The organism is Gammaproteobacteria bacterium (assembly GCA_016200485.1).
Lineage (GTDB): Bacteria > Pseudomonadota > Gammaproteobacteria > Tenderiales > Tenderiaceae > JACQEP01.
In genome coordinates, this window is sequence record JACQEP010000010.1 from 41,972 (window position 1) to 66,317 (window position 24,346).

General features: G+C 52.1%; 20 protein-coding genes and 1 pseudogene. 15 read left to right on the top strand and 6 right to left on the bottom strand.

Annotated features, from left to right (window positions below):
* Nucleotides 1-32: 32 nt before the first annotated feature.
* On the bottom strand, nt 33-1,574 hold the full coding sequence (locus tag HY272_05575) for a hydantoinase B/oxoprolinase family protein (protein ID MBI3772149.1): 1,542 nt from the start codon (nt 1,572-1,574) through the stop codon (nt 33-35).
* A gap of 177 nt (nt 1,575-1,751) precedes the next feature.
* Here HY272_05575 and HY272_05580 point away from each other — a divergent pair, with 177 nt between their 5' ends.
* From HY272_05580 to HY272_05605, 6 genes are all read left to right on the top strand, one after another.
* Nucleotides 1,752-2,333 (top strand): superoxide dismutase [Fe], encoded by a 582-nt coding sequence (locus HY272_05580; GenBank protein ID MBI3772150.1) that lies wholly within the window; start codon nt 1,752-1,754, stop codon nt 2,331-2,333.
* Nucleotides 2,334-2,490: 157 nt separating this feature from the next.
* Nucleotides 2,491-3,468, top strand: coding sequence for a patatin-like phospholipase family protein (locus HY272_05585; protein MBI3772151.1), 978 nt, complete (start codon nt 2,491-2,493; stop codon nt 3,466-3,468).
* Nucleotides 3,469-3,622: 154 nt separating this feature from the next.
* Nucleotides 3,623-4,789 (top strand): aspartate aminotransferase family protein, encoded by a 1,167-nt coding sequence (locus HY272_05590; GenBank protein ID MBI3772152.1) that lies wholly within the window; start codon nt 3,623-3,625, stop codon nt 4,787-4,789.
* A 16-nt stretch (nt 4,790-4,805) separates the two neighbouring features.
* The gene (argF, locus tag HY272_05595; protein ID MBI3772153.1) at nt 4,806-5,717 is read left to right on the top strand and encodes an ornithine carbamoyltransferase; all 912 of its coding nucleotides are present in this window, start codon (nt 4,806-4,808) and stop codon (nt 5,715-5,717) included.
* On the top strand, nt 5,626-6,099 hold the full coding sequence (locus HY272_05600) for a nucleotidyltransferase family protein (GenBank protein MBI3772154.1): 474 nt from the start codon (nt 5,626-5,628) through the stop codon (nt 6,097-6,099). Before argF ends, HY272_05600 begins: the two co-directional genes overlap by 92 nt.
* Before the next feature lie 8 nt (nt 6,100-6,107).
* Nucleotides 6,108-6,386: a DUF86 domain-containing protein gene (locus HY272_05605; protein ID MBI3772155.1), complete on the top strand. Its 279-nt coding sequence runs from the start codon at nt 6,108-6,110 to the stop codon at nt 6,384-6,386.
* A gap of 106 nt (nt 6,387-6,492) precedes the next feature.
* Here HY272_05605 and HY272_05610 read toward each other — a convergent pair whose 3' ends face one another.
* Entirely contained in the window at nt 6,493-7,077 is a 585-nt protein-coding gene (locus HY272_05610; protein MBI3772156.1) for a c-type cytochrome, read from the bottom strand.
* A gap of 233 nt (nt 7,078-7,310) precedes the next feature.
* Nucleotides 7,311-8,084 carry a trypsin-like peptidase domain-containing protein gene (locus HY272_05615; protein MBI3772157.1) on the bottom strand — a complete coding sequence of 258 codons (774 nt, stop codon included), beginning with the start codon at nt 8,082-8,084 and terminating at the stop codon, nt 7,311-7,313.
* Nucleotides 8,085-8,094: 10 nt separating this feature from the next.
* On the opposite strand from HY272_05615, the gene HY272_05620 reads away from it, so the two are divergent.
* The 4 genes from HY272_05620 (at nt 8,095) to HY272_05635 (ending at nt 15,938) form a co-directional block, all read left to right on the top strand.
* Entirely contained in the window at nt 8,095-11,550 is a 3,456-nt protein-coding gene (locus HY272_05620) for a VanZ family protein (GenBank protein MBI3772158.1), read from the top strand.
* 32 nt (nt 11,551-11,582) lie between these two features.
* Entirely contained in the window at nt 11,583-15,113 is a 3,531-nt protein-coding gene (locus HY272_05625) for a VanZ family protein (protein MBI3772159.1), read from the top strand.
* A 292-nt stretch (nt 15,114-15,405) separates the two neighbouring features.
* Nucleotides 15,406-15,666 carry a DUF4160 domain-containing protein gene (locus HY272_05630; protein ID MBI3772160.1) on the top strand — a complete coding sequence of 87 codons (261 nt, stop codon included), beginning with the start codon at nt 15,406-15,408 and terminating at the stop codon, nt 15,664-15,666.
* Nucleotides 15,621-15,938 carry a DUF2442 domain-containing protein gene (locus tag HY272_05635; protein MBI3772161.1) on the top strand — a complete coding sequence of 106 codons (318 nt, stop codon included), beginning with the start codon at nt 15,621-15,623 and terminating at the stop codon, nt 15,936-15,938. The genes HY272_05630 and HY272_05635 overlap by 46 nt, the downstream gene beginning before the upstream one ends.
* A 414-nt stretch (nt 15,939-16,352) precedes the next feature.
* Here the strand turns inward: HY272_05635 and HY272_05640 are convergent.
* The 3 genes and pseudogenes from HY272_05640 to HY272_05650 form a co-directional block, all read right to left on the bottom strand.
* A pseudogene (locus HY272_05640) lies at nt 16,353-16,718 on the bottom strand (DUF86 domain-containing protein).
* A complete protein-coding gene (locus HY272_05645) occupies nt 16,715-16,996 on the bottom strand; it encodes a nucleotidyltransferase family protein (GenBank protein MBI3772162.1) in 282 nt (93 codons plus the stop codon). Before HY272_05645 ends, HY272_05640 begins: the two are co-directional and overlap by 4 nt.
* Before the next feature lie 204 nt (nt 16,997-17,200).
* Nucleotides 17,201-17,611, bottom strand: a complete 411-nt coding sequence (locus HY272_05650) for a hypothetical protein (protein MBI3772163.1) — start codon at nt 17,609-17,611, stop codon at nt 17,201-17,203.
* 229 nt (nt 17,612-17,840) lie between these two features.
* Here HY272_05650 and HY272_05655 point away from each other — a divergent pair, with 229 nt between their 5' ends.
* The 5 genes from HY272_05655 to HY272_05675 all read left to right on the top strand — a co-directional run bounded on the left by HY272_05655 (nt 17,841) and on the right by HY272_05675 (nt 24,339).
* Nucleotides 17,841-18,659: an ABC transporter permease gene (locus tag HY272_05655; GenBank protein ID MBI3772164.1), complete on the top strand. Its 819-nt coding sequence runs from the start codon at nt 17,841-17,843 to the stop codon at nt 18,657-18,659.
* Between the two features lie 7 nt (nt 18,660-18,666).
* Nucleotides 18,667-19,938: an ABC transporter ATP-binding protein gene (locus HY272_05660; GenBank protein MBI3772165.1), complete on the top strand. Its 1,272-nt coding sequence runs from the start codon at nt 18,667-18,669 to the stop codon at nt 19,936-19,938.
* A 76-nt stretch (nt 19,939-20,014) separates the two neighbouring features.
* Nucleotides 20,015-21,715 (top strand): methyltransferase domain-containing protein, encoded by a 1,701-nt coding sequence (locus HY272_05665; GenBank protein MBI3772166.1) that lies wholly within the window; start codon nt 20,015-20,017, stop codon nt 21,713-21,715.
* A 180-nt stretch (nt 21,716-21,895) separates the two neighbouring features.
* Nucleotides 21,896-23,179 carry a glycosyltransferase gene (locus HY272_05670; protein MBI3772167.1) on the top strand — a complete coding sequence of 428 codons (1,284 nt, stop codon included), beginning with the start codon at nt 21,896-21,898 and terminating at the stop codon, nt 23,177-23,179.
* Nucleotides 23,180-23,199: 20 nt separating this feature from the next.
* Nucleotides 23,200-24,339, top strand: coding sequence for a glycoside hydrolase family 99-like domain-containing protein (locus tag HY272_05675; protein ID MBI3772168.1), 1,140 nt, complete (start codon nt 23,200-23,202; stop codon nt 24,337-24,339).
* Nucleotides 24,340-24,346: the final 7 nt, after the last annotated feature.

The following is a 24,346-nucleotide window of genomic DNA, read 5'->3' on the forward strand; positions in this document are numbered from 1 at the left end:
TGTTACGTTACCCCTGCGATCTGAATCGAAGCTTAAAACTTCTGCTTACCCCAGCCACCCCCGCCTGGAGTGGCAATTCGCAACCGATTACCGGCGGTAGCCTTAAAACTGACTTTCGAAGCCAGCTCGTTGTTATTGTATAAATTTGCCCCCGCAGCACCAGCCCCGCCACCCTTCAACCCCCACGGCCGGTGCCGTCGCCGCTCAGTCAACAGGGTTACGGTGGCATCCTCCAGGAACTCAAACTCCCGAATCAAACCATCGCCGCCAGGGTGATGACCCGCCCCGCCCGATCCCCGGCGGATGGCATAACGCCGCACCCGCAACGGGTAGTGCAGCTCCAGGCTTTCGATAGGGGTGTTGAGGGTGTTGGTCATATGCGTTTGGACCGCACTCAGGCCACCGCCCTGCGACCCGGCGCCCATGCCGCCACCGATCGTCTCGTAATAATCCCAAACCCGCCCTGCACGACTCCCCATTGCCACGTTGTTCATACTGCCGTGACTGGCCGCCGGGATCCGTTGCGGCACGGCCTGCGCCAGGGCACCCATCACAACATCGACGATCCGGGTGCTGGTCTCGACATTACCCGCCGCCACTGCCGCCGGGCGCTGCGCGTTAACCAGACACCCTTCCGGTGCGGCAATACTGATGGGGCGAAAGGCTCCGGCACAGGCGGGTGTTTGCTCAGGCATCAAACAGCGAAACACGTAATACACTGCCGCCGCTGCGACTGACAGCGGGCAATTAATATTGCCGCGCGTCTGCGGCGCTGTGCCAAAAAAATCGACATTAATTTTGCCATTCGTATTGACTTCAATTGCAACGTGAATCGGCAAATCAACATTGCCTTGACCATCATCGTCCATCACATCGCTGAAGCAATAACGGCCCGCAGGAATCTCACGCAAGGCACTTAACGCCAGGCGCTCGGCATAGGCATTAAGTTCATGCAGCGCAACATTAAATTGTGCAATGCCCAATGCTTGCACCAGTGCCGCCACCCGTTGCACACCGCTGCGATTGGCGCTGATCTGCGCCGCAAAATCGGCCCGGCTTTGTTCGGCATTACCTGTTGCTCGCAACAGCGAATCGAAAAATGATGGGGCGATTGCGCCATCACGCAGCAAATAAGACGGCGGAATAATCATCCCTTCCTCTTCCAGACGCGAGGACACCGGCATCGAGCCCGGCGTGCTGGCGCCGATGTCGGCATGATGGGCGCGATTCACGACAAAGGCGGTTAACTGATCATCAACGAACACCGGCGCAATCAGCGTCACATCCGGCAAGTGTGTCCCACCAAGAAAGGGATCGTTCACAATCACCATATCCCCTGATCGCCATTCAAGCTGACCGACAATCCCTGCCATAGCATAGGCCATGCTGCCCAGATGTACCGGGATGTGCGCCGCCTGGGCACAGAGCTGCCCCGTAGCGTCGAATACCGCACAAGAGAAATCGAGCCGGTCCTTGATGTTGGGCGACTGCGCCGTGCGCCGCAGCACCACGCCCATTTCATCGCAGACGGCGTTAATCCGGCTAGAAAACAAGGATAATTCAATCGCATTCATCATCAGATCAGGGTAAAGATAAATGGCAAATGATAAAAGATTTTTTCCATATTACCTTTTATCTGTGTCCTTTCCCCTGTTTTTCCCAACCTTGCATGGGGCTCAGTCATTGCTTAGACTTAGTCCACCTAACACAATCACTAGTCAGCCATTCCAATTTCCGGAGGAGACACGACCATGGCACACGAACTGCCAGCCCTACCCTATGCCAAAAACGCCCTTGAGCCACACATGTCGGCCGAGACGTTTGAATATCACTACGGCAAGCATCATCAGGCCTACGTCACCAACCTCAACAACCTGATCCCCGGCACCGAGTTTGAAAAACTGGCGCTGGAAGACATTATCAAAAAAGCCAGTGGTGGCATTTACAACAACGCCGCCCAGGTGTGGAACCACACCTTCTTCTGGAACTGCATGAAGCCCAACGGCGGCGGCAAGCCCAGTGGCGCGCTGCTCGCAGCCATTGAAAAGAAATGGGGCGCCTTCGATGAATTCAAAAAAACCTTCCAGACCTCTGCCGTCGGTAACTTCGGCTCCGGCTGGACCTGGCTGGTGAAAAAGGCTGACGGCTCGGTCGACATCGTCAACATGGGGGCCGCCGGCACGCCACTGACCACCGGCGACAAGGCCCTGCTCTGCGTCGACGTCTGGGAACACGCCTATTACATCGATTACCGTAACCTGCGTCCGAAGTTCGTTGAGACCTTCCTCAACAACTTGGTCAACTGGGATTTTGTTGCCAAGAACTTTGGTTGATTAAGACGGCTTGGCGGGTTACGCCCTGACGGGCTAACCCGCCCTACATCGAAGCAAACCCCAAGGTAGTTACATCCTCACGCCACCCTCTCGTCGCATTCTCCTTGAAGTCTCGCGTTTGTGACTCAGGCACGCATGCAGTACAGTATCTGTTGCCATGCCTAATAGTGAACCGCCGGTGCGAAACCACCACATCAATCTGTACCTCTGGCCGACCCTGTTACTGATTGCAACGCTTCTTTCAGCCTGCGCAACTCAGCCTGCGACGCCACCCATTGCGCTCGAAACGAACGAACCCGAGGTCATCGAAACTCCTGCGCCCATCGAAGTTACACCGCCAACACCAAGCAAAGTCCCCATTAAACCCAAGATCGCGCTAGTGCTGGGCGGCGGCGCGGCGCGTGGCTTTGCCCATATCGGCGTGATCAAGGTGCTCGAGGGGCAAGGCATTATCCCTGACATGGTCGTCGGCACCAGCGCTGGCAGCGTCGTCGGCGCCCTCTACGCCGGCGGTTACAGCGGTTTTGACCTGCAGAAAATCGCCTTTGAAATGGAGCAGTCGAGCGTCAGTGATTTTTCGATGCCGAACCGTGGTTTCATCAAAGGGGAGCTGTTGCAGTCATTCATCAATAAATCACTGCACAACCGGCCAATGGAAAAACTGGCGAAACCTTTTGCTGCGGTCGCCACTGATTTGCACTCCGGCGATATGATTGTGTTTCGCCGTGGCAACACCGGCATGGCGGTACGCGCCTCGAGCAGCGTCCCCGGCATTTTTCAGCCCGTTGTCATTGGCGATCACGAATATGTTGACGGTGGCTTGGTCAGCCCTATCCCCATCCGGGTGGCCCGCAGCATGGGGGCAGACATTGTGATCGCCGTCGACATCTCCAAGAGACCGCGCACTGTCAACGTCGAAGGCACGATCGATGTGTTGTTACAGACTTTCAGCATCATGGGGCAAACCATCAGCAACTTTGAACGGGCCGAGGCCGATGTGGTGATCCGCCCCGAGGCGGACATGATCGGCGCCTCCGACTTCGACAGCAAACACCTGACCATCCTCGAAGGAGAGAAGGCGACCCAGGCGGCAATGCCCCTGATCCGGGAAAAACTCCAGGCTTGGCATAAGTAGGGGATGCGACCGCCGGTGGGTGGCCAGGGATTTCCCGGCCCCTGCTCTTCGCCTCGGAGCGGCCATTGCTACCCCCAAAAAAAGGCGCTAACATTAGGCCATTGTCGACTGGCAGCCTTTGGGGCTGCCTTTTGTTTTTGGGATGTGAGCGCAGATGACCGATGCATTAATGACCACCTACAACCGCCAGCCCGTCAGCTTCGAACGGGGCGAAGGCGTTTGGTTGTGGGATGTCCAAGGGAAAAAATATCTGGACGCAATCAGCGGCATTGCCGTCTGCGGTCTGGGGCACGCGCATCCCAAGGTGGCTGACACCTTGTGCCAGCAAGGCAAAAAACTGATTCATACCTCAAACATCTACGGTATCGCCAATCAGGAAAAACTGGCGGTAGAGTTGACTCGGCGCGCTGGCATGGAGCGGGCATTTTTCGGTAATTCCGGCGCCGAGGCCAATGAAGCCGCGATCAAACTGGCACGGCTGTATGGCCACAATAAAGGCGTTAACGATCCCACCATCATCGTGATGGAAGGCAGCTTCCATGGCCGCACGCTGGCCACCCTCACTGCTACTGGCAATCGCAAGATCCAGGCGGGTTTTGAGCCGCTGGTCCATGGCTTTGTGCGGGCGCCCTACGGCGACGTTACCGCCGTTGAGCACATCGCGGCCAACAATCGCAACATGGTCGCCATTCTGGTCGAACCGGTGCAGGGCGAAGGCGGCATCAATATCCCAGACAAAGATTATCTGGCGCAATTACGCCGCATCTGCGACCAGCACGGCTGGTTGTTGATGCTGGACGAAATCCAGACCGGCATGGGCCGTACCGGTAAATGGTTCGCCTATCAACATGGCACCGCCATTCCGGACGTGATCACTGTCGCCAAGGCGCTGGGCAATGGCATGCCGATTGGCGCCTGTCTGGCGCGCGGCGCGGCCGCAAACGTCTTCAAGCCCGGCAACCATGGCTCCACCTTCGGCGGTAATCCGCTGGCCTGCGCTGTGGGCCTAACCGTGATCGAGTCTCTCGAAGCCGCTCAGGCACTGCAAAACGCTTCGGCCATGGGCGCACGGCTGGCCAACGGCCTGCGTGAGGCTCTCGCCGGTTGCGCCACGGTCAAAGAGGTGCGTGACCTGGGGTTGATGATTGGTATTGAGCTGAATCGCCCCTGTGGTGAACTCGTCGGCCAAGCACTCGCCGCCGGGTTGCTAATCAACGTCACTTCAGAGCGGGTGATTCGCTTGCTACCGCCTCTGATCATTCAAGCCGCTGAGGTCGACCAGATCGTCGCCACCCTCAATGGCTTGATCCGCAAACTTTAAGGCCGGAGGTTACCGCGTGGCCGTACGTCATTTTCTAAACCTATTGGATTTCAGCCCTGCCGAACTGCGGCAATTGCTGACGCGCGCCATCGAACTCAAGGCCGAGCGCAAGGCGGGCAAGCTCAACGATAGTTTCCGCAACAAAGTGCTGGGCATGGTCTTCGAAAAATCCTCGACCCGTACCCGCGTTGCCTTTGAAGCCGCGATGGCGCAATGCGGCGGTCATGCCATCTTCCTCTCACCGCGTGACACTCAACTCGGCCGTGGTGAACCGATTGCCGATACGGCACGCGTGCTATCGCGCATGGTCGACATCATCATGATTCGCACTTATGAGCATGAGAAGATCGAACAGTTCGCTGCACACTCGCATGTACCGGTGATCAATGCGTTGACGGACTTGCATCACCCCTGCCAATTACTGGCAGACATCCAAACCTATATCGAGCATCGCGGCGAAATTCGCGGCAAGACCGTGGTCTGGGTTGGCGATGGCAATAACATGTGTCATTCCTATATTCACGCCGCCAAGCAATTCGATTTTCAATTGGTAATCTCGGCACCTGCGGACTATCAGCCGCACCGCGATATCGTCGCCGAAGCTCCGGAACGCGTGATCCTGGAACCCAATCCGTTAAGGGCCGCCAAAGATGCCGACCTGATCGTCACCGACGTCTGGGCCAGCATGGGCCAGGAAGAGGAAATGCTGCAACGCCAACGCGCCTTTGCCGATTATCAAGTAACGACTGACATCATGCGCGAAGCCAAATCCGATTGCCTGTTCATGCACTGCCTGCCTGCACATCGCGGTGAAGAAGTGAGTGCGGAAGTGATTGATGGTCGTCAAAGCGTGGTATGGGAGGAAGCAGAGAATCGTCTGCATTCACAGAAGGCATTGTTGGAATTTTTGCTTCAGAAGACAAAATAACGTCCCCAAGAGACAAGACCTGACTTACTTTTTTTTAACCCCAAGAAAGCTGTATACTGTTACTTTAGATCAACCAGCCTGGGAGTCTCCCGTGAGACCATCAGAGGCACTCCGGAATCACCGGGAAGCGATACTCAAACTGGCGGCCAGACTTGGGGTTAAAAACATTCGCGTGTTTGGCTCCGTACTACACGGCGACGATACAGAATCCAGCGACCTTGATCTACTGGTGGATGTCCCTCGAGGCACCACTCTCCTCGACATGGTGCACCTCCAGAACGAAATCGAACAAGAACTAGGGGTCACGGTTGACGTCCTGACACCCGGAGATCTTCTACCCAAAATACGCACTCGAGTACTCCAGGAGGCACGTCCGCTGTAAATAAGCAGTTGCGTGACCTGGATTATCTGGAACACATTGAAGAGGCTATTGGGAAAACGTTCCGCTATGTCAGCGGCAAAAATGAGGCGGACTTCCTCTCCGAAGAATTGATTCAAGATGCAGTAATTCGTAATCTTGAAATTATCGGAGAAGCAGCAACAAAACCAAGTCCCGAGCTAAAAGCCCAGCATACTGATATTCATTGGGGCGAAATCTCCGGTATGCGCAACCGTCTGATTCACGGCTATATCACTGTCACCCATGAGATGGTCTGGAATACAGTTTAAAAGATCCTGCCCGGATTCTAATCTCGCATTAAAGAAATCAAACATAGTCTACAAAATAAGTAGGGGCGGGTTTTAAACCCGCCCCTACATCAACAACCCTATCAACTTACAGCTTGGCTGAAAGATACTCAGCCAACGCTTCGATTTCCTTGTCACTCAGCTTCTTGGCAATTGCCGCCATCATACCGGCCGGGTCATTGGCACGGGCACCATCGCGGAATTCTTTCAGCTGCTTCATCACGTAATCACGGTGCTGGCCACCAATTACCGGGAAGACAGAGACCGTTTCGGACTTACCTTTACCATTTTCGCCATGGCAATTGACGCAGGCATAAACCCCTGACTGCGGATTACCCTGGGTAAAGATCTTTTCTCCAGCGGCCACCAAATCCTGTTTCGGTTTGGTAATTTGTCCTTTCATCTTCTGTTGCGAGAAATAGGCTGCAATGTCCTTGGCATCTTCTTCCGAAGCCACGGTCGCCGCCATGCCGGCCATGGTGTCATTGTTGGCACGATGACCACCTTGGAAGTCTTTTATCTGCTTGGCGATGTAACCGGCATACTGACCGGCCAGACGCGGAAATGTCGCATCCTCGCTGTTACCATCCGCTCCGTGGCAACCGCCACACAACGCGGATTTGTCCGCGCCTGCTTTGGCGTCCGCAGCTTGCGCCAGAGACGCCCCACCCATTGCCAAGACGCCCGCAGCGATTAATGCACTGAACTTGTTACGAACTGCTTTCATACGGTCCCCCCCTAAGAGACGATTGATACTGCTCACGCTCTGCCCAGAGAATACGCTGGGAGATCACTCAGGTTTTATAGCAACCTCGGCGGGTAGCCGTCAAATCGGCGATAAAAAGGAATTTAAAAACCATCTTTACGTTACCCAACCCCAAGCAATTGCCATACTAATAAAATGGCCTATTCGAGTGGAATCAATTTTGCGCCGATCAACAAGTCCCGAACGAACTGGCCAGGGATGGCATAGGAAATTCCGCTCGGGTGTTCGATGGCATTTTCCTTGCTCCCTTTGACAAACACACTATTGACGACCCCGATCACCTCACCGGTCTCCATATCAAACACCGGACTACCGCTATTGCCAGGATACGCCGTCGCATCGAGCTGAAACACCATAAATGGCGATCGCATGCGCTTAATCAACTTCGCATTTAACTGGCTATCCGAATTTACGGGCATGATGATGGGAGTAATGGCAGAAATCATCCCCCGATGCGTTACCGGGCGCAACCCGAGCGACTCCCCAAGCGGAAATCCGGTAAAGGCATAACTCTCACCCTCGCGGACGTGTCGGCTATCGCCCAGACTCAAGGCGGGCAACGGACTATCGGAAAATTTCAACAAGGCAAGGTCATGATCGTCATCCCTGGCAATCAACGTTGCCAGGCGCATGTACCGCTCACCCTCATCCGGAATCAGCACCGCCAGTGACTCCTTCTCCGCGAATTCGGAAACGATATTGTGCGCATTGGTAATCACATGCCGACCATCCGCCACCACAAAACCCGTACCCACCAATCGCGTTGCCGGACTACGAATCGCCTGGTGGGTACCGACGCCCACGATTGAGAGTTTGACTCTCGCAAGCGTGTCTGGAAGCGCCGCTTGCGCCACGCCATATTCAAAAAAGAACAGCGCCAAAATTCCCAGCCAGGACAGAATTTGTTTTATCATCGGAGCTTCCATGTCATCCATTAAACCTATGACCGTCACCAGTGAACGCGACTCCCCGAGCCTGCTGCTGCTCCTGGCCATCATAGGGTATCTGTTCCTGATTGCCTATGGCTCGCTGTCACCCTTCTCAGGGTGGGATGGCCAACGGTTTCAACTGGCACGCTTGGTCGCCGAATTCTGGCCCACCTATTTCACCTTCGCTGATTTTGTCACCAATTTCGTGGCCTATGTCCCGCTCGGCCTGTTATTAACACTGGCCTTGGTGTATCGAACATCCTTTCTGCGCGCCATCCTCTATGCTACTGCAAGTGCAGGCATCCTCAGCATCGGCCTCGAAATACTGCAACTGATGTTACCGGAGCGCATCGCCTCGCTCTTCGATGCTTTCCTCAACATCAGTGGTGCACTCTGTGGTGCAATAATTGCCACTGTCTTTTCGCGACGATCCTTCGTCGGCCAATCACTACGCCGTTTTTATAAAAAACATTTCGTCTTCACCCCTGCGAGTACCGTCGGCCTTTCTGCGCTGACGTTATGGGCGCTATCGATTATCGTTCCCACTCTGCCAATACTGCTGTACGGTCTTTATCGACAAACGCTTCCGGAAATGGGGCTGGATCTCGCCTGGGGCGAGCTCAATATTACACAAACGGCAATTATCAGCCTTCAAATCATTGCCTTGGGCCTGCTTGCATCAACGTTACCGCAGCGCCAACTTATCAGTGGCATCTTATTCACAACCATCGCCTCCATCGCAATCCTGCTCAATATTGCACTCAAGACTCATGCCATCACACTTACCGAATTAGGCGGCAGCATTAGCGGCATCATAGGTGTCTTTCTCATTCTCGGCTTTGGCAAACGGCCCAAGCTCGTCATTACCACCGTATGCCTGGTCGTTGCCTATGCGCTCAAGCAATCTCAACCCGGACCACTCGTCACTGACAGCCTCTACGCATTCAACTGGATTCCTTTCAAGGGACAAACCGATCTTAGAGGCATTATCAATTTTCTCGAAGAAGCCTGGATCTTTGCCGCCATCGCCTATTGTGCAGCAGCTACCTGGCGCGGCCGCAGTCTGTGGTTACCCTCCATCACCGGCGTTATCGCTATTGGCTTTCTTGCCTTCTCATTGGAATGGAAACAACAATTTACTGCCGGGCGCTATCCCGACATTACCGATATCTTAGTGGTCGTTGGCGCCTGGTTGACCGCCTGGCTCTATCTGCGTCTGGGAAAAAGCTCGGCCCATTCTGCCGCCCGCAACGACCTGACAAGACAAACAATTACGCCACGCATAGGACGCTCCACCCTCGCGCAAATCATGATGATTTTTTTCGTTGGCATTGGCGTGTGGTATTCAACCCCGCCCGGCCCAGCCCCTGCCGCGGAAACTCCCCACTTTGGCGGTTATCCTCAACCTGCAGATCTGGCACCCGTTTCACTGCCAAATTTTCATTTCGAACATCCACGTCTGCCCGCGCCGAGCGCGGATGACATCAAACGCATTAAACGTGATAACCCTGACTTTATTAAATCCCAACAAGAAGCCACCAGGCAAGGCAATCTTTACTCACAGATATTGACCGCCTACATTAACCCGGAACCCGAAACACTAGACAAACTCCATCATCGATTAATGAGTCTGAAATTCTCCGACCGCGGACATGAGCAGGTCAAACCTCTGGCCCAAGCCTATGACTGGCTCTACCCTCACTGGAACGAACGCCAACAACTAACTTTGCGCAACAAACTGATGCAGGGATGCGAATATGAAATCGATCTTCTTCGCAGCGAAGAACTCTCGCCCTACAATGTTTATCTTTATAATGCACCATTACAGGCCCTGGTTGCTTGCACCATTGCCGTTTATGGCGACCACCATGAAAGTGAGTTAGTGATGCGCTTTACTCACGATCTCTGGAAACATCATGTTTTACCGGTCTGGCAACAAGTGATGGGCAAAAACGGCGGTTGGCACGAAGGCGGCGAATACGTCGGCATCGGCATCGGCAGCGCCATTTATCAAGTTCCCAACATGTGGCGCAAAGCCACTGGCGAAGATTTATTTCAAACTGAACCGGGAATTCGCGGCTTCCTGGATTTTCTTGTCTATCGCATCCGCCCTGATAACACCCATATGCGGCTCGGCGATGCAGGATGGTTTGATCGTGATTCACCAGATCGATTAGCTCTGGCGCTGGAATATCGCCATGCCGCAGCCTATAGCCTCGCCAATCCACCGCAACGCCCCACTCCCACCAGTTGGCCTTGGGGACCGCTGACCGACAATACGCTCTACAATCCGAAAGCGATTGAGAAACTACCACTGACAAAATATTTTGACGGCACTGGTTTGGTCATCATGCGTAGCGGATGGAAACCTAACTCCACCTACATCACGTTCAAGGCGGGCGATAACTTCTGGTCGCACAGTCATCTCGATCAAGGCGGCTTTACTATTTACAAAGGCGGTGAACTCGCCATCGATAGTGGCTACTATGGCCCGAGCTATGGTTCGGATCATCATATGAATTACACCTATCAAACCATCGCCCATAATCTGATCACCGTCACCGATCCTGATGACATCGTACCTATTCCAAATCGCAAACAACCCAACAGACCTCGCATCATCGCCAATGATGGTGGTCAACGACGCATTGGTTCTGGCTGGGGCATCGATCCTGCACCCATCAATCTGCAAGAATGGCTCGTCAAGCACGATACTTTCCATACGGCGACGATTGAAAAAATCCAAGAAGAGAACAACATCACCACCATCATCGCCGACCTCACGCCCGCCTATACCAATGCCATGTCCGGTAGCGGCACATTCTCGCATCGCACTCGCCGGGTTGAAAATTACAAGCGCTTGTTCGCTTATGATCGGGAAAGCGATGTCATCGTGGTTCTTGATCTGGTGACCGCCACTCATCCAGAGTTTCGCAAACGCTGGCTATTACATAGCCAGGACCGTTTCACCATCACTGAACAGGGCTTTACCACTGCCATCGCGCCCGAAAACCGAACCGGCCACGCGGGCGGCGTCCTCGAAGGTGTCTTTTTGCTTCCTGCGCAACATCTTGTGAATACAGTAGGCGGGGATCGTTTTGAATTCTGGGTAGGTAATCAGAATTTTGATGAGGCAGGCACCCTGATCAAAGAAATGAGCGTCAGAAAGCCGCTGGCTGAACCAGGTCGTTGGCGGATTGAACTCTCCCCGGCCAAACCGCAGCCCACGGACACCTTCCTTACTGTCCTTCGCCCAAACATTTCAAACACCACAGCCTCTGAATTTAAGGCTCAATTACTCAGTCAGACCGAACAACAAATTGATTTTGAAGTAACATCAAAGAATGTTACTAAACAGTGGCAAATCAAAATGTCATCGAATCGAAGCTTGATTGAGACTATTGTTACCAGCAATCCCCCTAATGACGTGACCACAGCTCCAACCCAATAACCTAAATTGCATACCGTCCTCCAAGCTCAATGATGCCTCATAAACCAACCCGCTATTTTCTGCTCTGGCTTGCTTGGGCTGTATTGATTATTTACGGCAGCCTGATGCCGTTCGAAGTACGACCTCACACTCTGACCACAGCCATCGAGCAGTTTCGTCATATCCCTTATCTAAACCTTGGCATTGTCTCTCGCGCCGACTGGATTGCCAATATTCTGCTTTACATACCGCTCGCCTATCTTGGCGTAACGTGGTTAAGCCAGTTACGTTGGTTGCCCCGTTTTTTTGCTTTGATTATCCCGGCAGGGCTGGGATTTGCGCTTGCCGTTGGTGTCGAGTTCACACAAATTTTTTTCGAACCCCGAACTGTTTCACTCAATGATTTAATTGCGGAAAGCATCGGCACATTGCTCGGTGTCGTGCTGTGGTCAGCCGGTCATTCCCGGCTTGCCAGCCTCACCTCAGCGTTAGTCCGTCCCGGCCCAGCGGCAGTAACCGCGGGATTAACACTCTACTCACTCGCCTATTTGAGCTTGGCACTGTTTCCCTATGACTTTGTTATTTCGATGTCTGATTTACAATGGAAGCTGCTTAACGGCAACTACGGATGGGGCATCGATAATTGTGGATCGGTGATGCGTTGCGGCAGTCAATGGCTGGCGGAAGCAGTCGCCGCGTTGCCTCTGGGGTTGTTGCTGATTCGACTGCTACAACACGGGATGCTCCGTCCTGCATTCGGATTCCTCATCGCTGCGGGAATTGGCACAAGCATCGAAGCTGCTCAATTTCTGATTAGCTCCGGTGTCAGCACCGTCACCGCTGCCCTTGCCAAAGCTGCGGGCATCGGCCTGGGGCTTTGGTTGCGCGATCCACCCTCACCACAACTAGCGCAATATCATGCCCGCTGGTTGCGACCCGCACTGTTACTCGCATTTTTTCCGTACCTTGCGCTTGCTGCATTGCTTAACGGCTGGACCAACGCGTCATGGAACGATTTTGAAATCGTCCGCAACAATCTCAGCGCGCAACATTATCTGCCTCTTTATTATCATTACTTCACCACTGAGACCGAAGCCGTTGCCAGCCTCGTTGCTCAGACGGCGATTTATTTGCCTCTCGGGATCGGCTTCTGGCTCTGGCATGCCAGCGGTGCAACCCCTCTCCGACAACCGCCACTATTCGGTCTATTATTAACAACTGCTGTCACTGCATTCATTATTGAGGCAGGAAAGCTGTTCATTGCTCATTCACATCCCGATCCCACCAACATTTTGATTGCACTTGGTGCAGCCTGGCTGGGACGACGTCTATGCCAATGGCTGGCGGAATCTATTCGCGCAACTGCGAGAAATTCAGATCGTATACCTTCGGCGATCCATTTTCCACGTAAGGCATTAATCGGAATCGGCCTCGTTATTCTGTCACTCGGCGGCCTTGGTTTGGTGCTGATCCAGGAAACTGAGGATTCCGAAGCCGTGGTCATGGCGCGCATCAAGCACGAATATCCGGCACCGGAATCGCTACCCCCAGCCTCATTACCGAATTTCCGTCTCGATCACCCGCGTCTTCCTGCCCCCTCGATGCAGGATATTATCCGTCTAAAATCCGAGAACCCGCGATTCATCGACATGAATCGCGCACAAGCCAACGGCGGCCATGGCAATCTCAATGCCGCCATCCTCATGGCCTATGTCGAACCCGGAAGCCAGGATCTGGATGCTGTCTTCAATCAATTGATCGCCATAAAACCCAGCTGGCGCGGCCACGAGCAAGGGAAACTGTTTGCACTCGCCTACGACTGGCTTTATAGCGACTGGAGCGAATCACAACGCCAGCAATTACGCGACAAACTGGCTCACGGCTGTAATTATCTGATCGACGTCATCCGCAGTGCGCCGTTCTCGCCCTATAACGTCACCCTCTACACTGGCCCGATCCAGGCGCTGATGGCCTGTAGCATCGCGCTCTATAAAGATGATTCCCGCGGCGAGCCGGTGATGGCCTTCACTGCCGATTTGTGGCAAAACCGCGCCCTGCCTGTGTGGCGGCAAGTGATGGGCAAAAACGGTGGCTGGCACGAAGGCGCCGATCACGTCGGCGAAGGCATCGGCCAGGCGATCTATCAACTCCCCAACATGTGGCGTAGCGCCACCGGCGAAGACTACTTCAAGACCGAATCCGGAATCCGCGGCTTTCTCGATTTTCTGGTGTATCGCATTCGCCCCGATGGCGCCAAAATGCACCTTGGTGATAGCGGTTCATTCAATCGTGACGCACCCGACCGCCTTGCCCTGGCCCTCGAATATCACCACACCGCTGCCTATAGCCTGGCTACGCCTCCTAAAGACCCGGTGCCTACCAGTTGGCCATGGGGGCCGCTATCTGACAACAGGCTCTACGAACCCAATGCCATAACTCAGCTACCGCTCACCAGATACTTCGACGGCATCGGCCTGGTCGTCATGCGTAGCGGCTGGGGACCCGATGCCACTTACATCACCTTTAAGGCGGGCGACAATTACTCATCGTTCACACACCTCGATCAAGGCAGCTTCACGCTTTACAAAGGCGGTGCCCTCGCCATCGACAGCGGCCTGTATGACGACTATGGCACAGACCATCACGTGAATTATGCCTACCAAACCATTGCTCACAACGTCGCCACCATCACCGATCCTGACGAGAGTGGCGCCATTTCCAACAACGACTTCAACTCGGCACCCCGCCCCATCGCCAACGATGGCGGTCAGCGACGTGTTGGCGGCGATATCGAAATCTACCCCAATCCGTTGGATATCGCAGAATGGAAGGCCAGGCGCGATATTTATCACACCGGCAGCATCACTCATCTACAAGAAAAAAATGGCGTTGTATCCATCACCGCCGATATCACTGCCGCCTACACCAACAAGTTCTCAGGTGAAGGAACACTCTCCAGCCGCACATTGCGCGTCAACCGCTATCTGCGCACCGTCATCTATGACCGGATTAATGACCTGTTTCTGGTCTACGACTCCATCACCAAAACCAATCCCTCATTCACAAGCCGCTGGCTCATCCACTTTCAGGAACAGCCCGTGTTGACAGCACCCAATCAATTTCTGGCGAGCGTGTTACCGGATAACAACCCCAAACATACGGGCGGCATACTTGAAGGAAAAGTATTGATCCCTGGTGCACCTGTGATCAAAGCCATTGGCGGTCCAGGCAAGGAATTTTGGGTCGATGGCAAGAATTACGATAACAACGGAAAACTTTACAAAATCCTGAATCGTGGCAACCGTAAACAAATCACCGAACCCGGTGACTGGCGAATTGAAATCACAAACGCAAACGAAGAGTCACTCACAGACAACTTTCTTGTCGCCTTAAACCTGAAACAAAACCGGTCAGACCTCACTCCCTCGATTCAATGTTCGCAAGGAGGTGGCCTGACCGATTGTATTGTTCGCGGAAAACGGGAAATGAAATTGCAAGTTAAATGGCCACCGGAAAAGCCGGTGGCTTATGGCGATAGTGTCGCTACCTCATTACCAATTTATGGCGTCCATGCCATAAATTGACTCGCTTATGCGACAACATCGGTCAAACCTTATCCCCACCAGACTACGCTGGCCGGGTGTTGTATACTGAGGACGAGCTCGCTTTGGCCGATAGGTTATTGAGGCTAGAACTACAAGAGGGATCCCAGTGGTGGCGCGAACGGGTAGAATACCCGTGGATGGTAACGTGGAATCGATAACGCGTGGCACATAGTGATTTTTTTGGCCACATCATAAGTTAGACATGAGATTGGTAGACTTTGTAGCGATGCGTGAAAAAAATCGGAATTACATATGGCGTGAGGTCAATTAAATGCCTACGATAAGCATCTTTTACGGCATTGTGATTCAGATGTTCTGGGATGAACACGCGCCACCACATTTTCATGCCCTATACGGTGAATATGAAGTACTGATCGACATACGCACCTTAGAAACACTCAGAGGCAAAATGCCCCGGCGAGCATTAGCTCTGATACTGGAATGGGCATCGGAACATCGTGAAGAATTAATGGAGGACTGGAACTTATGCGAAGCCAGACAGACCCCACGCAAGATCCCGCCATTGGCGTAATCCCTACTGCCCCATGGCGCGTGGCTGAACTGCGCGTTTTGCCTGCCTACAGGTTATGGATCAAATTCATCGACGGCACCGAAGGCACTGTTGATATGTCGAAACGAGTAACAAGCAAAGATGCTGGTGTGTTTGCGGCGCTTCGTGATGAAAATCTTTTTGCTCAAGCGCGTATTGAGTATGGTGTTGTTACTTGGCCAGGCGAACTGGACTTGGCACCTGATGCCATGCATACCGAAATCTCACAGCATGGCACATGGATATTGCATTAGAACCTATCTCAAAATTAACGACATGATCGAATTCGCCTATAGTTGGCCATACGTTGCGGCTGAGTGATAATCATTGGGAACGGATACGGGATCATTTCCCGGAGGAAAACATACCGGAAAGTCCCGGACGTTGGAGATTTACCTCAGTTAATTAGGGCAGAAGGAATCACTCACCTTCCTCCCCCTGAAAGATTTCTCACCGCACCAAATATCTTATCGCGCCAGAGGCGCTCCTACAACATCAACACCCCGTAGGAGCGGCTACGCCGCGATTTCAGCCTCGACACATAACCTATAAACTCCACAACATAATAACCTATAGATTGCACGGTACCAGCGTGCACCAGAACATCGTGCCGTTCACTGACTTTCTGGCGCGACTCGTCAAGAATGGATGAAAGGCAAGGCCTTATTTCAGGACTCCATTCCATAGTCATTGTGGTCTTCGTCATCCACGCTTTTACGAATAGCGGGCAGGCAAGGCCGTCTGCACCGTCTCCCAACCACATCGAGGTGATGTCGAAGTAGCCGTGCGCGATACGGTTGAGCATTCCCTTCATGTTCCGCCACGGCACGTCAGTGCTTCTCCAGGAACTCACCATAATTCTGAAGCAGCTTGGTTGCCGCTTCTCCGACGACGATGATATTGAGAATCACCGCTTATTGAGTGCGCTTGTCTGCAAGGAAGTCTTCTTTGTTCAAGCCTTCAACGTAGTTACACGCCTGTTGCGCAGCTTCCAGTATGTGATCAAGATAGTCGGGTAGACGGTTCCCGCTCATACAGGGCGGGCCTCTGCCAGAACCCTCGCACGAAACTTCGGCGGCAGATCGCCGGGCGTCAACAGATCGACCGGCACACCAAGAAGTTCTTCCAGTTCGATTTGCAGTCCACCCAGATCAAACAACATAGCTCCCGGCAACGCATCCACCAGAAGATCAAGTTCGCTATCTGATCCGTGGAGCACAGAGCCAAATACACGCGGGTTGGCGGTATGAAAACGAGCCGCCGCTTCACGCACTGCTTGACGATGGGTTTCAAGAACTACAGATGGCCTCATGAAAGCCCCTCCTGGACACACCATAACCCGGGTTCAATATAAGCCAACAGCAGGCGACCAGCAAACAAAACCGGTCAGACCTCACCCCCTCGATTCAATGTTCTCAAGGAGGTGGCCTGACCGATTGTATTGTTCGCGGAAAACGGGAAATGAAATTACAAATTTCAGCGGAAGGTGTCGTCACCGTTCAAAAAACGGCAACTATCAGGGACAAGGCGAACCCATAGCTTTCACGGTAAAATCCATACCGCCTGTTCCGCAGAAACTATAGCTGCCACCCCCGTTATCCCAAACCCCATAGGAATACGTGCCCCCAGGAGTATAGGTATAGGTAACTATGGTATTAGCGCCCGATCCCGAAACCGCCCACGTCCCGACTTTCTTTCTAGGATCAATAGGATGGCCATCACCTCTTTTATAATCCCAAAGCTCCCCGTCGCTATGATGCTCCTCCTGCCAACGATCCCCACCACGGACCGCGCACACCATTTTACCGGTTAACAAGGTACCCAGACCCGCATCTTGAATTTGTGTAGCAGGCGCATTACAGGCCGCCGTCACCCCTTTAGCAGCAAATGCAAAAACGACCGCACATGCAATTATTGGTAGTTTCATAGCCCCTTACCCCTCATTTTTTGGAATTTAAAGACGTATAATACGCCGTCTTTAGGGGCGGAGGTACCATTGGCACAATAAATTAGCAATGGGTACAAAGGACAAGATAATGATGCCCTACCCCTCCTAAGCCCCCCAAAACACTATACCAAGTCCCGGATTTTTGGACATTAAATTGAGTTTAGGTTAACCTATATACCCCTGAAGTAGTTCTGGATATTTGGTTTTAATGATCGCAGCCATCAAAAATCTAGTCACCTACCGTGAGCTGATGTTCGCGCTGGCATGGAAAAACATCACCGTGCGCTACAAGCAGGCCTACCTGGGAATAGCCTGGGCGGTACTAAAGCCGCTAATGCTCGTGCTTATTTTTACCCTGGTGAAGAGCTTCGTTGGCATCGATAGCGGCGACATTCCCTACCCCATTCTCACCTTCGCCGCGCTCATGCCCTGGATCTTCTTCCAGGAGGCCGCCGCCGAAGGCGTCAACAGCGTAGTGGGTAACGCCAGCCTCATTCGCAAGATCTATTTCCCCCGCGAGATCTTTCCACTCACCAGCGTTGTCACCAAACTGGTCGAACTGGGTATCAGTTTCCTGATACTGGCGGGGTTAATGGTCTATTATCACATGACCCCCACGATATATATGCTATGGGTGCCCGTCATCATCGGTTACACGATCCTGGTGGTGCTCAGTATCTCCATGGTCGGCGCCGCCATGAATGTCTATTTCCGCGACGTGGCTTCAGCACTGCCAGTGGCCTTTTCGCTGTTAATGTACGCCTCGCCGGTGATCTACCCGCTTACCCTGGTCAAGGAAAAGCTGCTGGTCAATCAAGCCGCTGGGGAATGGTCGAACGTCCTATATACCGTATACACGCTTAACCCACTTGCAGGCATCATCGACGCCTTCCAACACGTGGTACTGCGCGGCCTGCCGCCGGACCTCTCAACAATGTGGCCTGGCATGGTTTTGACCTTAATCTTCCTCCCAATCAGCTACCTGATTTTCAAACGGGCGGAATCATATTTTGCGGACGTTATCTGAGCACACCATGGCCGTCATCGAAGTCAATCATGTCACCAAGGAATTCCGTCTCGGCGCCCTGCAAGGCTTCAGGCAAACCATGCACAACACCCTCGCCCGCTTGCGCGGCGAACATGTGACTGCACGCCCTTTATTCAAGGCACTGGACGATGTCGATTTCAAGGTTGAAGCGGGCGAAGTGCTCGGCATCATCGGCCACAACGGCGCGGGCAAGAGCACGCTACTCAAGATGCTCGCCAACATCAGCACCCCCACTCGCGGCAGCGTCAAAGTCAAGGGCAAAGTCGCCCCGCTGATCGAAGTTGGCGCCGGATTGGTCGGCGACCTCACTGGGCGTGAAAATATCTTCCTGAATGGCGCCATCCTTGGCATCCCCAAAACCGAGATCAAGAGGAAATTCGACGAAATCGTCGCCTTCGCTGAACTGGAAGAGTTTATTGACACGCCGATCAAGCGCTACAGCTCCGGCATGTCGGTGCGCTTAGGATTTGCCATTGCCACCAGTATCGATGCAGACATCTTGATCGTGGACGAAGTGCTGGCGGTGGGGGATCTGGCGTTTCAGCGCAAGTGCTTTGACCGGATGGAGGATTTGATTAAACAACAGGGTAACACCGTGCTGCTGGTATCACACAACATCCGTCAAGTGGAACGCCTCTGCACTCGCACGATACTTATGAATCACGGCAGGATTGCGATGGATGGAGCTCCAAAGGATGTTTGCAACGCCTTTTATGAGGCCAGTGACAAGCAGATTCAGGAAACCAAAATCTCCGCCAAAACAGATCGCACAGAATCTAGTGGTGACGTTGAAATCGAGTCCGTGTCAGTTTTCAACATGGCTGGCCAACCAGTCTCTTCTATCGAGTACCTTGAAGACGTCGAGTTTCAAGTGACTTATCGAATAAAGAAAACACTCCCGGAACCTATATTCGGGCTTGGTATTCATACAACCGACTTTCTCTACCTGGCCACCAGCCAAAGCCTTGGCAATCTCTCGCCAGGCAATCTCTCCCCAGGAATCTACACCTTGAGTTACAAGGTTCGCAGCTTCCCTTTTTTACCTGGCGTTTACTCTCTGCGGCTCGGGGTTGCACTTGCTGGCTCATTTCAACCCATTTTTTATAGCGAGAATGTCATGCCTATTCAGGTTGTTGCCCCCCATATCAACCGTGCTGTTGTTTCCGCTCAGCACGAAGGGTTTGTTGCATTGGATGGCGATTGGGGGCTGACTGAAAACAGTTCTGACAAGAAAACAAGCACCGCAACTTCAGCCTGACGGCCGTATTTCTTTTTTCATACTTGCCGATCATAAGAAAATGCGCTCATCACCAAATAACGAATCTCATAAAAACATGGCCAACCTATCAATAGATCAGCAAGCCGCATCAAATGCTGCCGATGAAATCAGCAGTCTCTACTATTTTCATGCCCGTCCTGAAATCCTTCAGTTGGTGCCCACATCTGCAGTCAGAGTATTGGATGTCGGTTGTGGTGCGGGCGTACTTGGTGCAACAATCAAATCGCGACAGTCGGCGGAAGTGCACGGTGTAGAACTAATGAGCGATGCCGCAAACAAAGCAGCGGGGTCTCTTGATCGGGTCTGGAATCTTCCGATTGAATCAGCCTTGCCAGAGCTTGCCGATGGCTACTACGATTGCATCATTGCGGCGGACGTACTTGAGCATGTGATTGATCCGTGGGCCACATTGACTGCACTGAAAGAAAAACTCTCGCCCGATGGAAAAATGGTCGTAAGCCTGCCCAATGTTCAGAACTGGGAAGTTGTTTCCAGCCTGCTTGAAGGTAAATGGGATTATCGAAGCGAGGGCATTCTCGACCGAACCCACCTGCATTTTTTTACGCGCAAATCGGTCGAGGAATTATTCTGGAACGCAGGCTTATGTATAGCACACATGGGCACAACTATCAGTGGCCCATCCCTGCCAAATAATTTCGCAAAATTTCTCCAGAAATGCGGCCTAATGGTCGACTCGTTGGAGCGAGATGCCGAAACATTTCAGTTTCTGGTCGTTGCAGAAAAGCCCAAACATGCCCCTTCGCCACGGGTCGCTGTCATCATTCTCAACTGGAACGGCAAGGAGGACACCCTTGAATGTTTGGCGTCTGTCGGCCAACTGGACTACCAAAACCATGAAGTTGTCGTCGTGGACAACGGCTCCGCCGATGACTCGGTCGATGCCATTTCTAAGCAATATCCAGACATAACCCTCCTGCAAACCGGTGCCAATCTGGGTTATGCAGGAGGAAACAATGTGGGCATTCGCTGGGCACTCGATCACGATGCAGATTTTGTTCTTTTGCTAAATAACGACACCATCGTGCCTCCTGATTTACTGAGCGCGTTCGTAAGTGCAAAGAACTTATTACCACTCAATTCTGCGCTTGGTGCAAAAATATTATTTTACGACAAGCCAGATATACTTTGGTGTGCTGGTGGCCGTTGGAACAGCGGAACTAATGACTTCGAACACATTGGATATGGCCAGACGGATATCACCGAATATAAACGCATGGCAGAGGTGGATTACATAGTGGGCTGCGCCCTATTTGCTAGCTCTGCTACATTCAAGGAAGTTGGGCTATTGAACGAAAGTTTCTTTCTTACATACGAAGAGACAGACTGGTGTTATCGGGCAAGAGCAAAAGGACACAAGTGCTTCTTTGCTCCTGATGCCAAACTTTGGCACAAGGTTTCTTCGTCCTTCGGTGGAGCTGACTCTCCATTAGTTAGCTATTTCATGCAACGGAACAGGTTGCTTTGGGCAAAAAATCACCTTTCACATCAGGCCATGAACCACCTGCACAAGGAAACCCTTTGCACTTTGCGCCGAATTCTATTACCCCCATTAAGTTTGACCAAAGCAGATTTACCCTTGACGAAGAAGTTGCTATGGTCTTTTTCAAGTTGGCTAAAGACGGTCAAGCGAAACATCAACAATCCAACCAACAGAGCCATATTAATGGGGTTACGTGATTACTACTTGGGCCGTTTCGGCGATTGTCCGAAGGCCGTAAGGTCTCTGAGTAAATGATGATGCACGTTTCCACCAAGCAGCCATTCTTAGAAAACTCCTTGCAGAGCGCATTGAGGCTAGGCATGCAAAGCGTGCTTGATGCAAAGCCATTTTATACTTTGGTAGATCGAATAATGGCCAGGGGTGATTCGCGTAAGCGGGGATTAGCGGTGGCGCAAAAACGATTCATGGCAATTTATGAGAACGATTAACTTCAACGAAGCTTTAATCGGGGAATGGCTTCGTACACCATTCTTGGCATCTCCTTTGAACGCCATAGGGCTGAGATTATTGAGCCAGAGCAGGTATCGCTTGGCTTTATTGGTCTTTACCGAATCACTACGCATCAACCCTTATCAACCCGACACTCGCCAGCAATTAATTCGGTTAAAAGAGTATGCTAAACCCAAGAAGGCTGAGCAGCTCCCCGTGGAATCGTGCATGGTTTCTGTCATCATGCGTACCCGCAGTCGCACCGAAGAGATAAGAGAGAGCATTCAAAGCGTTCTTGATCAGTCCCTACAAGACCTGGAGCTTATCGTCGTTAATGATGGCGGCACCGACCTTATTGGCGAAATAGCATCGTCATTCGATTCGCCAAAGATCAGATATTTTAAGCTTAATGAAAACCAGGGCCCTTCCGGGGCCATGAACGCAGGGCTGGTCAACGCGCGGGGAAGATATATCTCCTATTTGGATGATGACGATATCTTCTATCCGAATCACCTGGAAACACTTGTGTCATTTCTGGAGCATCACGAGGAGTTTTCTTGCGTATACTCAAACGCCTGGTGGTGCCATGGAGAAATACGCAACGATAAGTTTGTGGAAAAATATAGGGAGCCAGGAAAACATCCGAAACAGTTTGAGAAAGAATTATTTTTCAAAAAGAACTGGATTGTTCCGAATACACTCGTATATAGAAGAGATATCTTGCTCGACATCGGTCTTTTCAATGAAGACATCTGGTACTCCGAAGATTGGGAGCATTTTATTAGGATCGCCCAACGACACGACTTCCATCAATTACCCATATTTACTACAGAGTACCGCTGGAAGCAGGATAATGCCTCTCATAAAAAAGATTTAATGGACTTCCACAGCACGTTGATATTCCGATTTTACTACTACCGTACATTGGATATTATTGCACTTGAAGACAGCACTCATAAGCTTGATGCCACAGAAACTAAGAAAATGTTTCTTCTGGCTAAGTCGAACTATCATCTTTACAGAGATCGACTATCGGCCATTAGGGCAATATTCTATGCCCACCAATTTTTAGCTGAATCCCAAGAGATCAGCGTGGATTTCAACGTTATTTCAGATTACTTTAACGCGCATCCTATTGACTGCTTGACGCAGCTAGCTAAAGGATATCAAGTCACATCGCTTTTACGATTGACTCCGCAGATAGTCAGGAAGTCAGTCCATAAATTTTTCCATGTGGCACGCACTGTTCCTGGACAACAACGTCCATAAGTTAATCAAATATAAAAGTCATGAAAAACAAAACACGTGTAATTGCTTTCTATTTACCCCAATTTCACCCCATCCCTGAAAACGATGAGTGGTGGGGAAAAGGTTTTACAGAGTGGACCAACACCGCAAAGGCCAAGCCACTTTTCCGTGGTCACTACCAACCCCATGTCCCATCGGACCTTGGGTTCTACGATCTTCGTGTTCCGGAGACGCGAACCGCACAAGCCGAAATGGCACGTGCATATGGCGTTGAGGCTTTTTGTTATTACCATTATTGGTTCGGAGGACAACGCCTGCTCGAACGGCCATTTAATGAAGTTCTTGCATCAGGACACCCCGACTTCCCCTTTTGTTTGTGCTGGGCAAATGCGACGTGGACGGGCGTCTGGCATGGCAACCCCAAGCGCATCTTGATGGAGCAGACCTACCCAGGTACTGAGGATTTCGAGGCTCACTTTCGCGAGCTGTTGAAGGCATTCAGAGATGATCGCTACTTGAGAGTGGATGGCAAACCACTGTTCATTATCTATAAACCCAGGGACGTGCCGGATGTTCAACATGTAGCCCGGCTATTCCGGCAAATGGCGGAGCGAGCGGGTTTGCCGGGCATTTATTTGGTTGGCGTGGCCCATCATGACGGATGGGATCCTAAGCCTGACGGCTTCGATGCCGCAGTGGTACAAAATCTGCCGGGCTTGACGGGCAGTGTACCTTGGCAATATCCCCTGCTTAAGCTTAGGACTAAGCTAGGCAGACATCGTCTCAGCATTTACCAATATAAAGATCTGTTAAACAGCTTTATTCCCGAGAGGACGCGGCAGTTGGAGTACCTGCCGTGCTTGATTCCGAGCTGGGACAATACACCACGAAGCGGAATGAACGGGTTGATCATACAGGACTCTACACCTGAGCTCTTTCGTCAGAGCCTACGCCAAGCACTCAAAAACGTATCGGCCAAACCCCCGGAGCATCAGTTGGTCTTCCTGAAATCTTGGAACGAGTGGGCGGAAGGTAACCATATGGAACCGGATCTACGCTTTGGCCACGGCTATTTGGAGGTTCTGCGTAGTGAACTAGTCGTACAGCATCGTGTACACGATGCCGTTACAGAATCCAATATTCACGAAGCACATGCTCGCAACCAAAGTGGTAGTTTATAGAACTTAT

Bases quoted from the DNA above. Each gene is read 5' to 3' on its own strand.
- HY272_05635 (MBI3772161.1), top strand. From the start codon at position 15,621: ATGCGAAGCCAGACAGACCCCACGCAAGATCCCGCCATTGGCGTAATC.
- HY272_05630 (MBI3772160.1), top strand. From the start codon at position 15,406: ATGCCTACGATAAGCATCTTTTACGGCATTGTGATTCAGATGTTCTGG.
- HY272_05590 (MBI3772152.1), top strand. From the start codon at position 3,623: ATGACCGATGCATTAATGACCACCTACAACCGCCAGCCCGTCAGCTTC.
- HY272_05585 (MBI3772151.1), top strand. From the start codon at position 2,491: ATGCCTAATAGTGAACCGCCGGTGCGAAACCACCACATCAATCTGTAC.
- HY272_05580 (MBI3772150.1), top strand. From the start codon at position 1,752: ATGGCACACGAACTGCCAGCCCTACCCTATGCCAAAAACGCCCTTGAG.
- HY272_05670 (MBI3772167.1), top strand. From the start codon at position 21,896: ATGAGAACGATTAACTTCAACGAAGCTTTAATCGGGGAATGGCTTCGT.
- HY272_05660 (MBI3772165.1), top strand. From the start codon at position 18,667: ATGGCCGTCATCGAAGTCAATCATGTCACCAAGGAATTCCGTCTCGGC.
- HY272_05600 (MBI3772154.1), top strand. From the start codon at position 5,626: ATGGTCGTCAAAGCGTGGTATGGGAGGAAGCAGAGAATCGTCTGCATT.
- HY272_05675 (MBI3772168.1), top strand. From the start codon at position 23,200: ATGAAAAACAAAACACGTGTAATTGCTTTCTATTTACCCCAATTTCAC.
- HY272_05665 (MBI3772166.1), top strand. From the start codon at position 20,015: ATGGCCAACCTATCAATAGATCAGCAAGCCGCATCAAATGCTGCCGAT.
- HY272_05620 (MBI3772158.1), top strand. From the start codon at position 8,095: ATGTCATCCATTAAACCTATGACCGTCACCAGTGAACGCGACTCCCCG.
- HY272_05645 (MBI3772162.1), bottom strand. From the start codon at position 16,996: ATGAGGCCATCTGTAGTTCTTGAAACCCATCGTCAAGCAGTGCGTGAA.
- HY272_05625 (MBI3772159.1), top strand. From the start codon at position 11,583: ATGCCTCATAAACCAACCCGCTATTTTCTGCTCTGGCTTGCTTGGGCT.
- HY272_05655 (MBI3772164.1), top strand. From the start codon at position 17,841: ATGATCGCAGCCATCAAAAATCTAGTCACCTACCGTGAGCTGATGTTC.
- HY272_05650 (MBI3772163.1), bottom strand. From the start codon at position 17,611: ATGAAACTACCAATAATTGCATGTGCGGTCGTTTTTGCATTTGCTGCT.
- HY272_05615 (MBI3772157.1), bottom strand. From the start codon at position 8,084: ATGATAAAACAAATTCTGTCCTGGCTGGGAATTTTGGCGCTGTTCTTT.
- HY272_05610 (MBI3772156.1), bottom strand. From the start codon at position 7,077: ATGGGTGGGGCGTCTCTGGCGCAAGCTGCGGACGCCAAAGCAGGCGCG.
- HY272_05575 (MBI3772149.1), bottom strand. From the start codon at position 1,574: ATGAATGCGATTGAATTATCCTTGTTTTCTAGCCGGATTAACGCCGTC.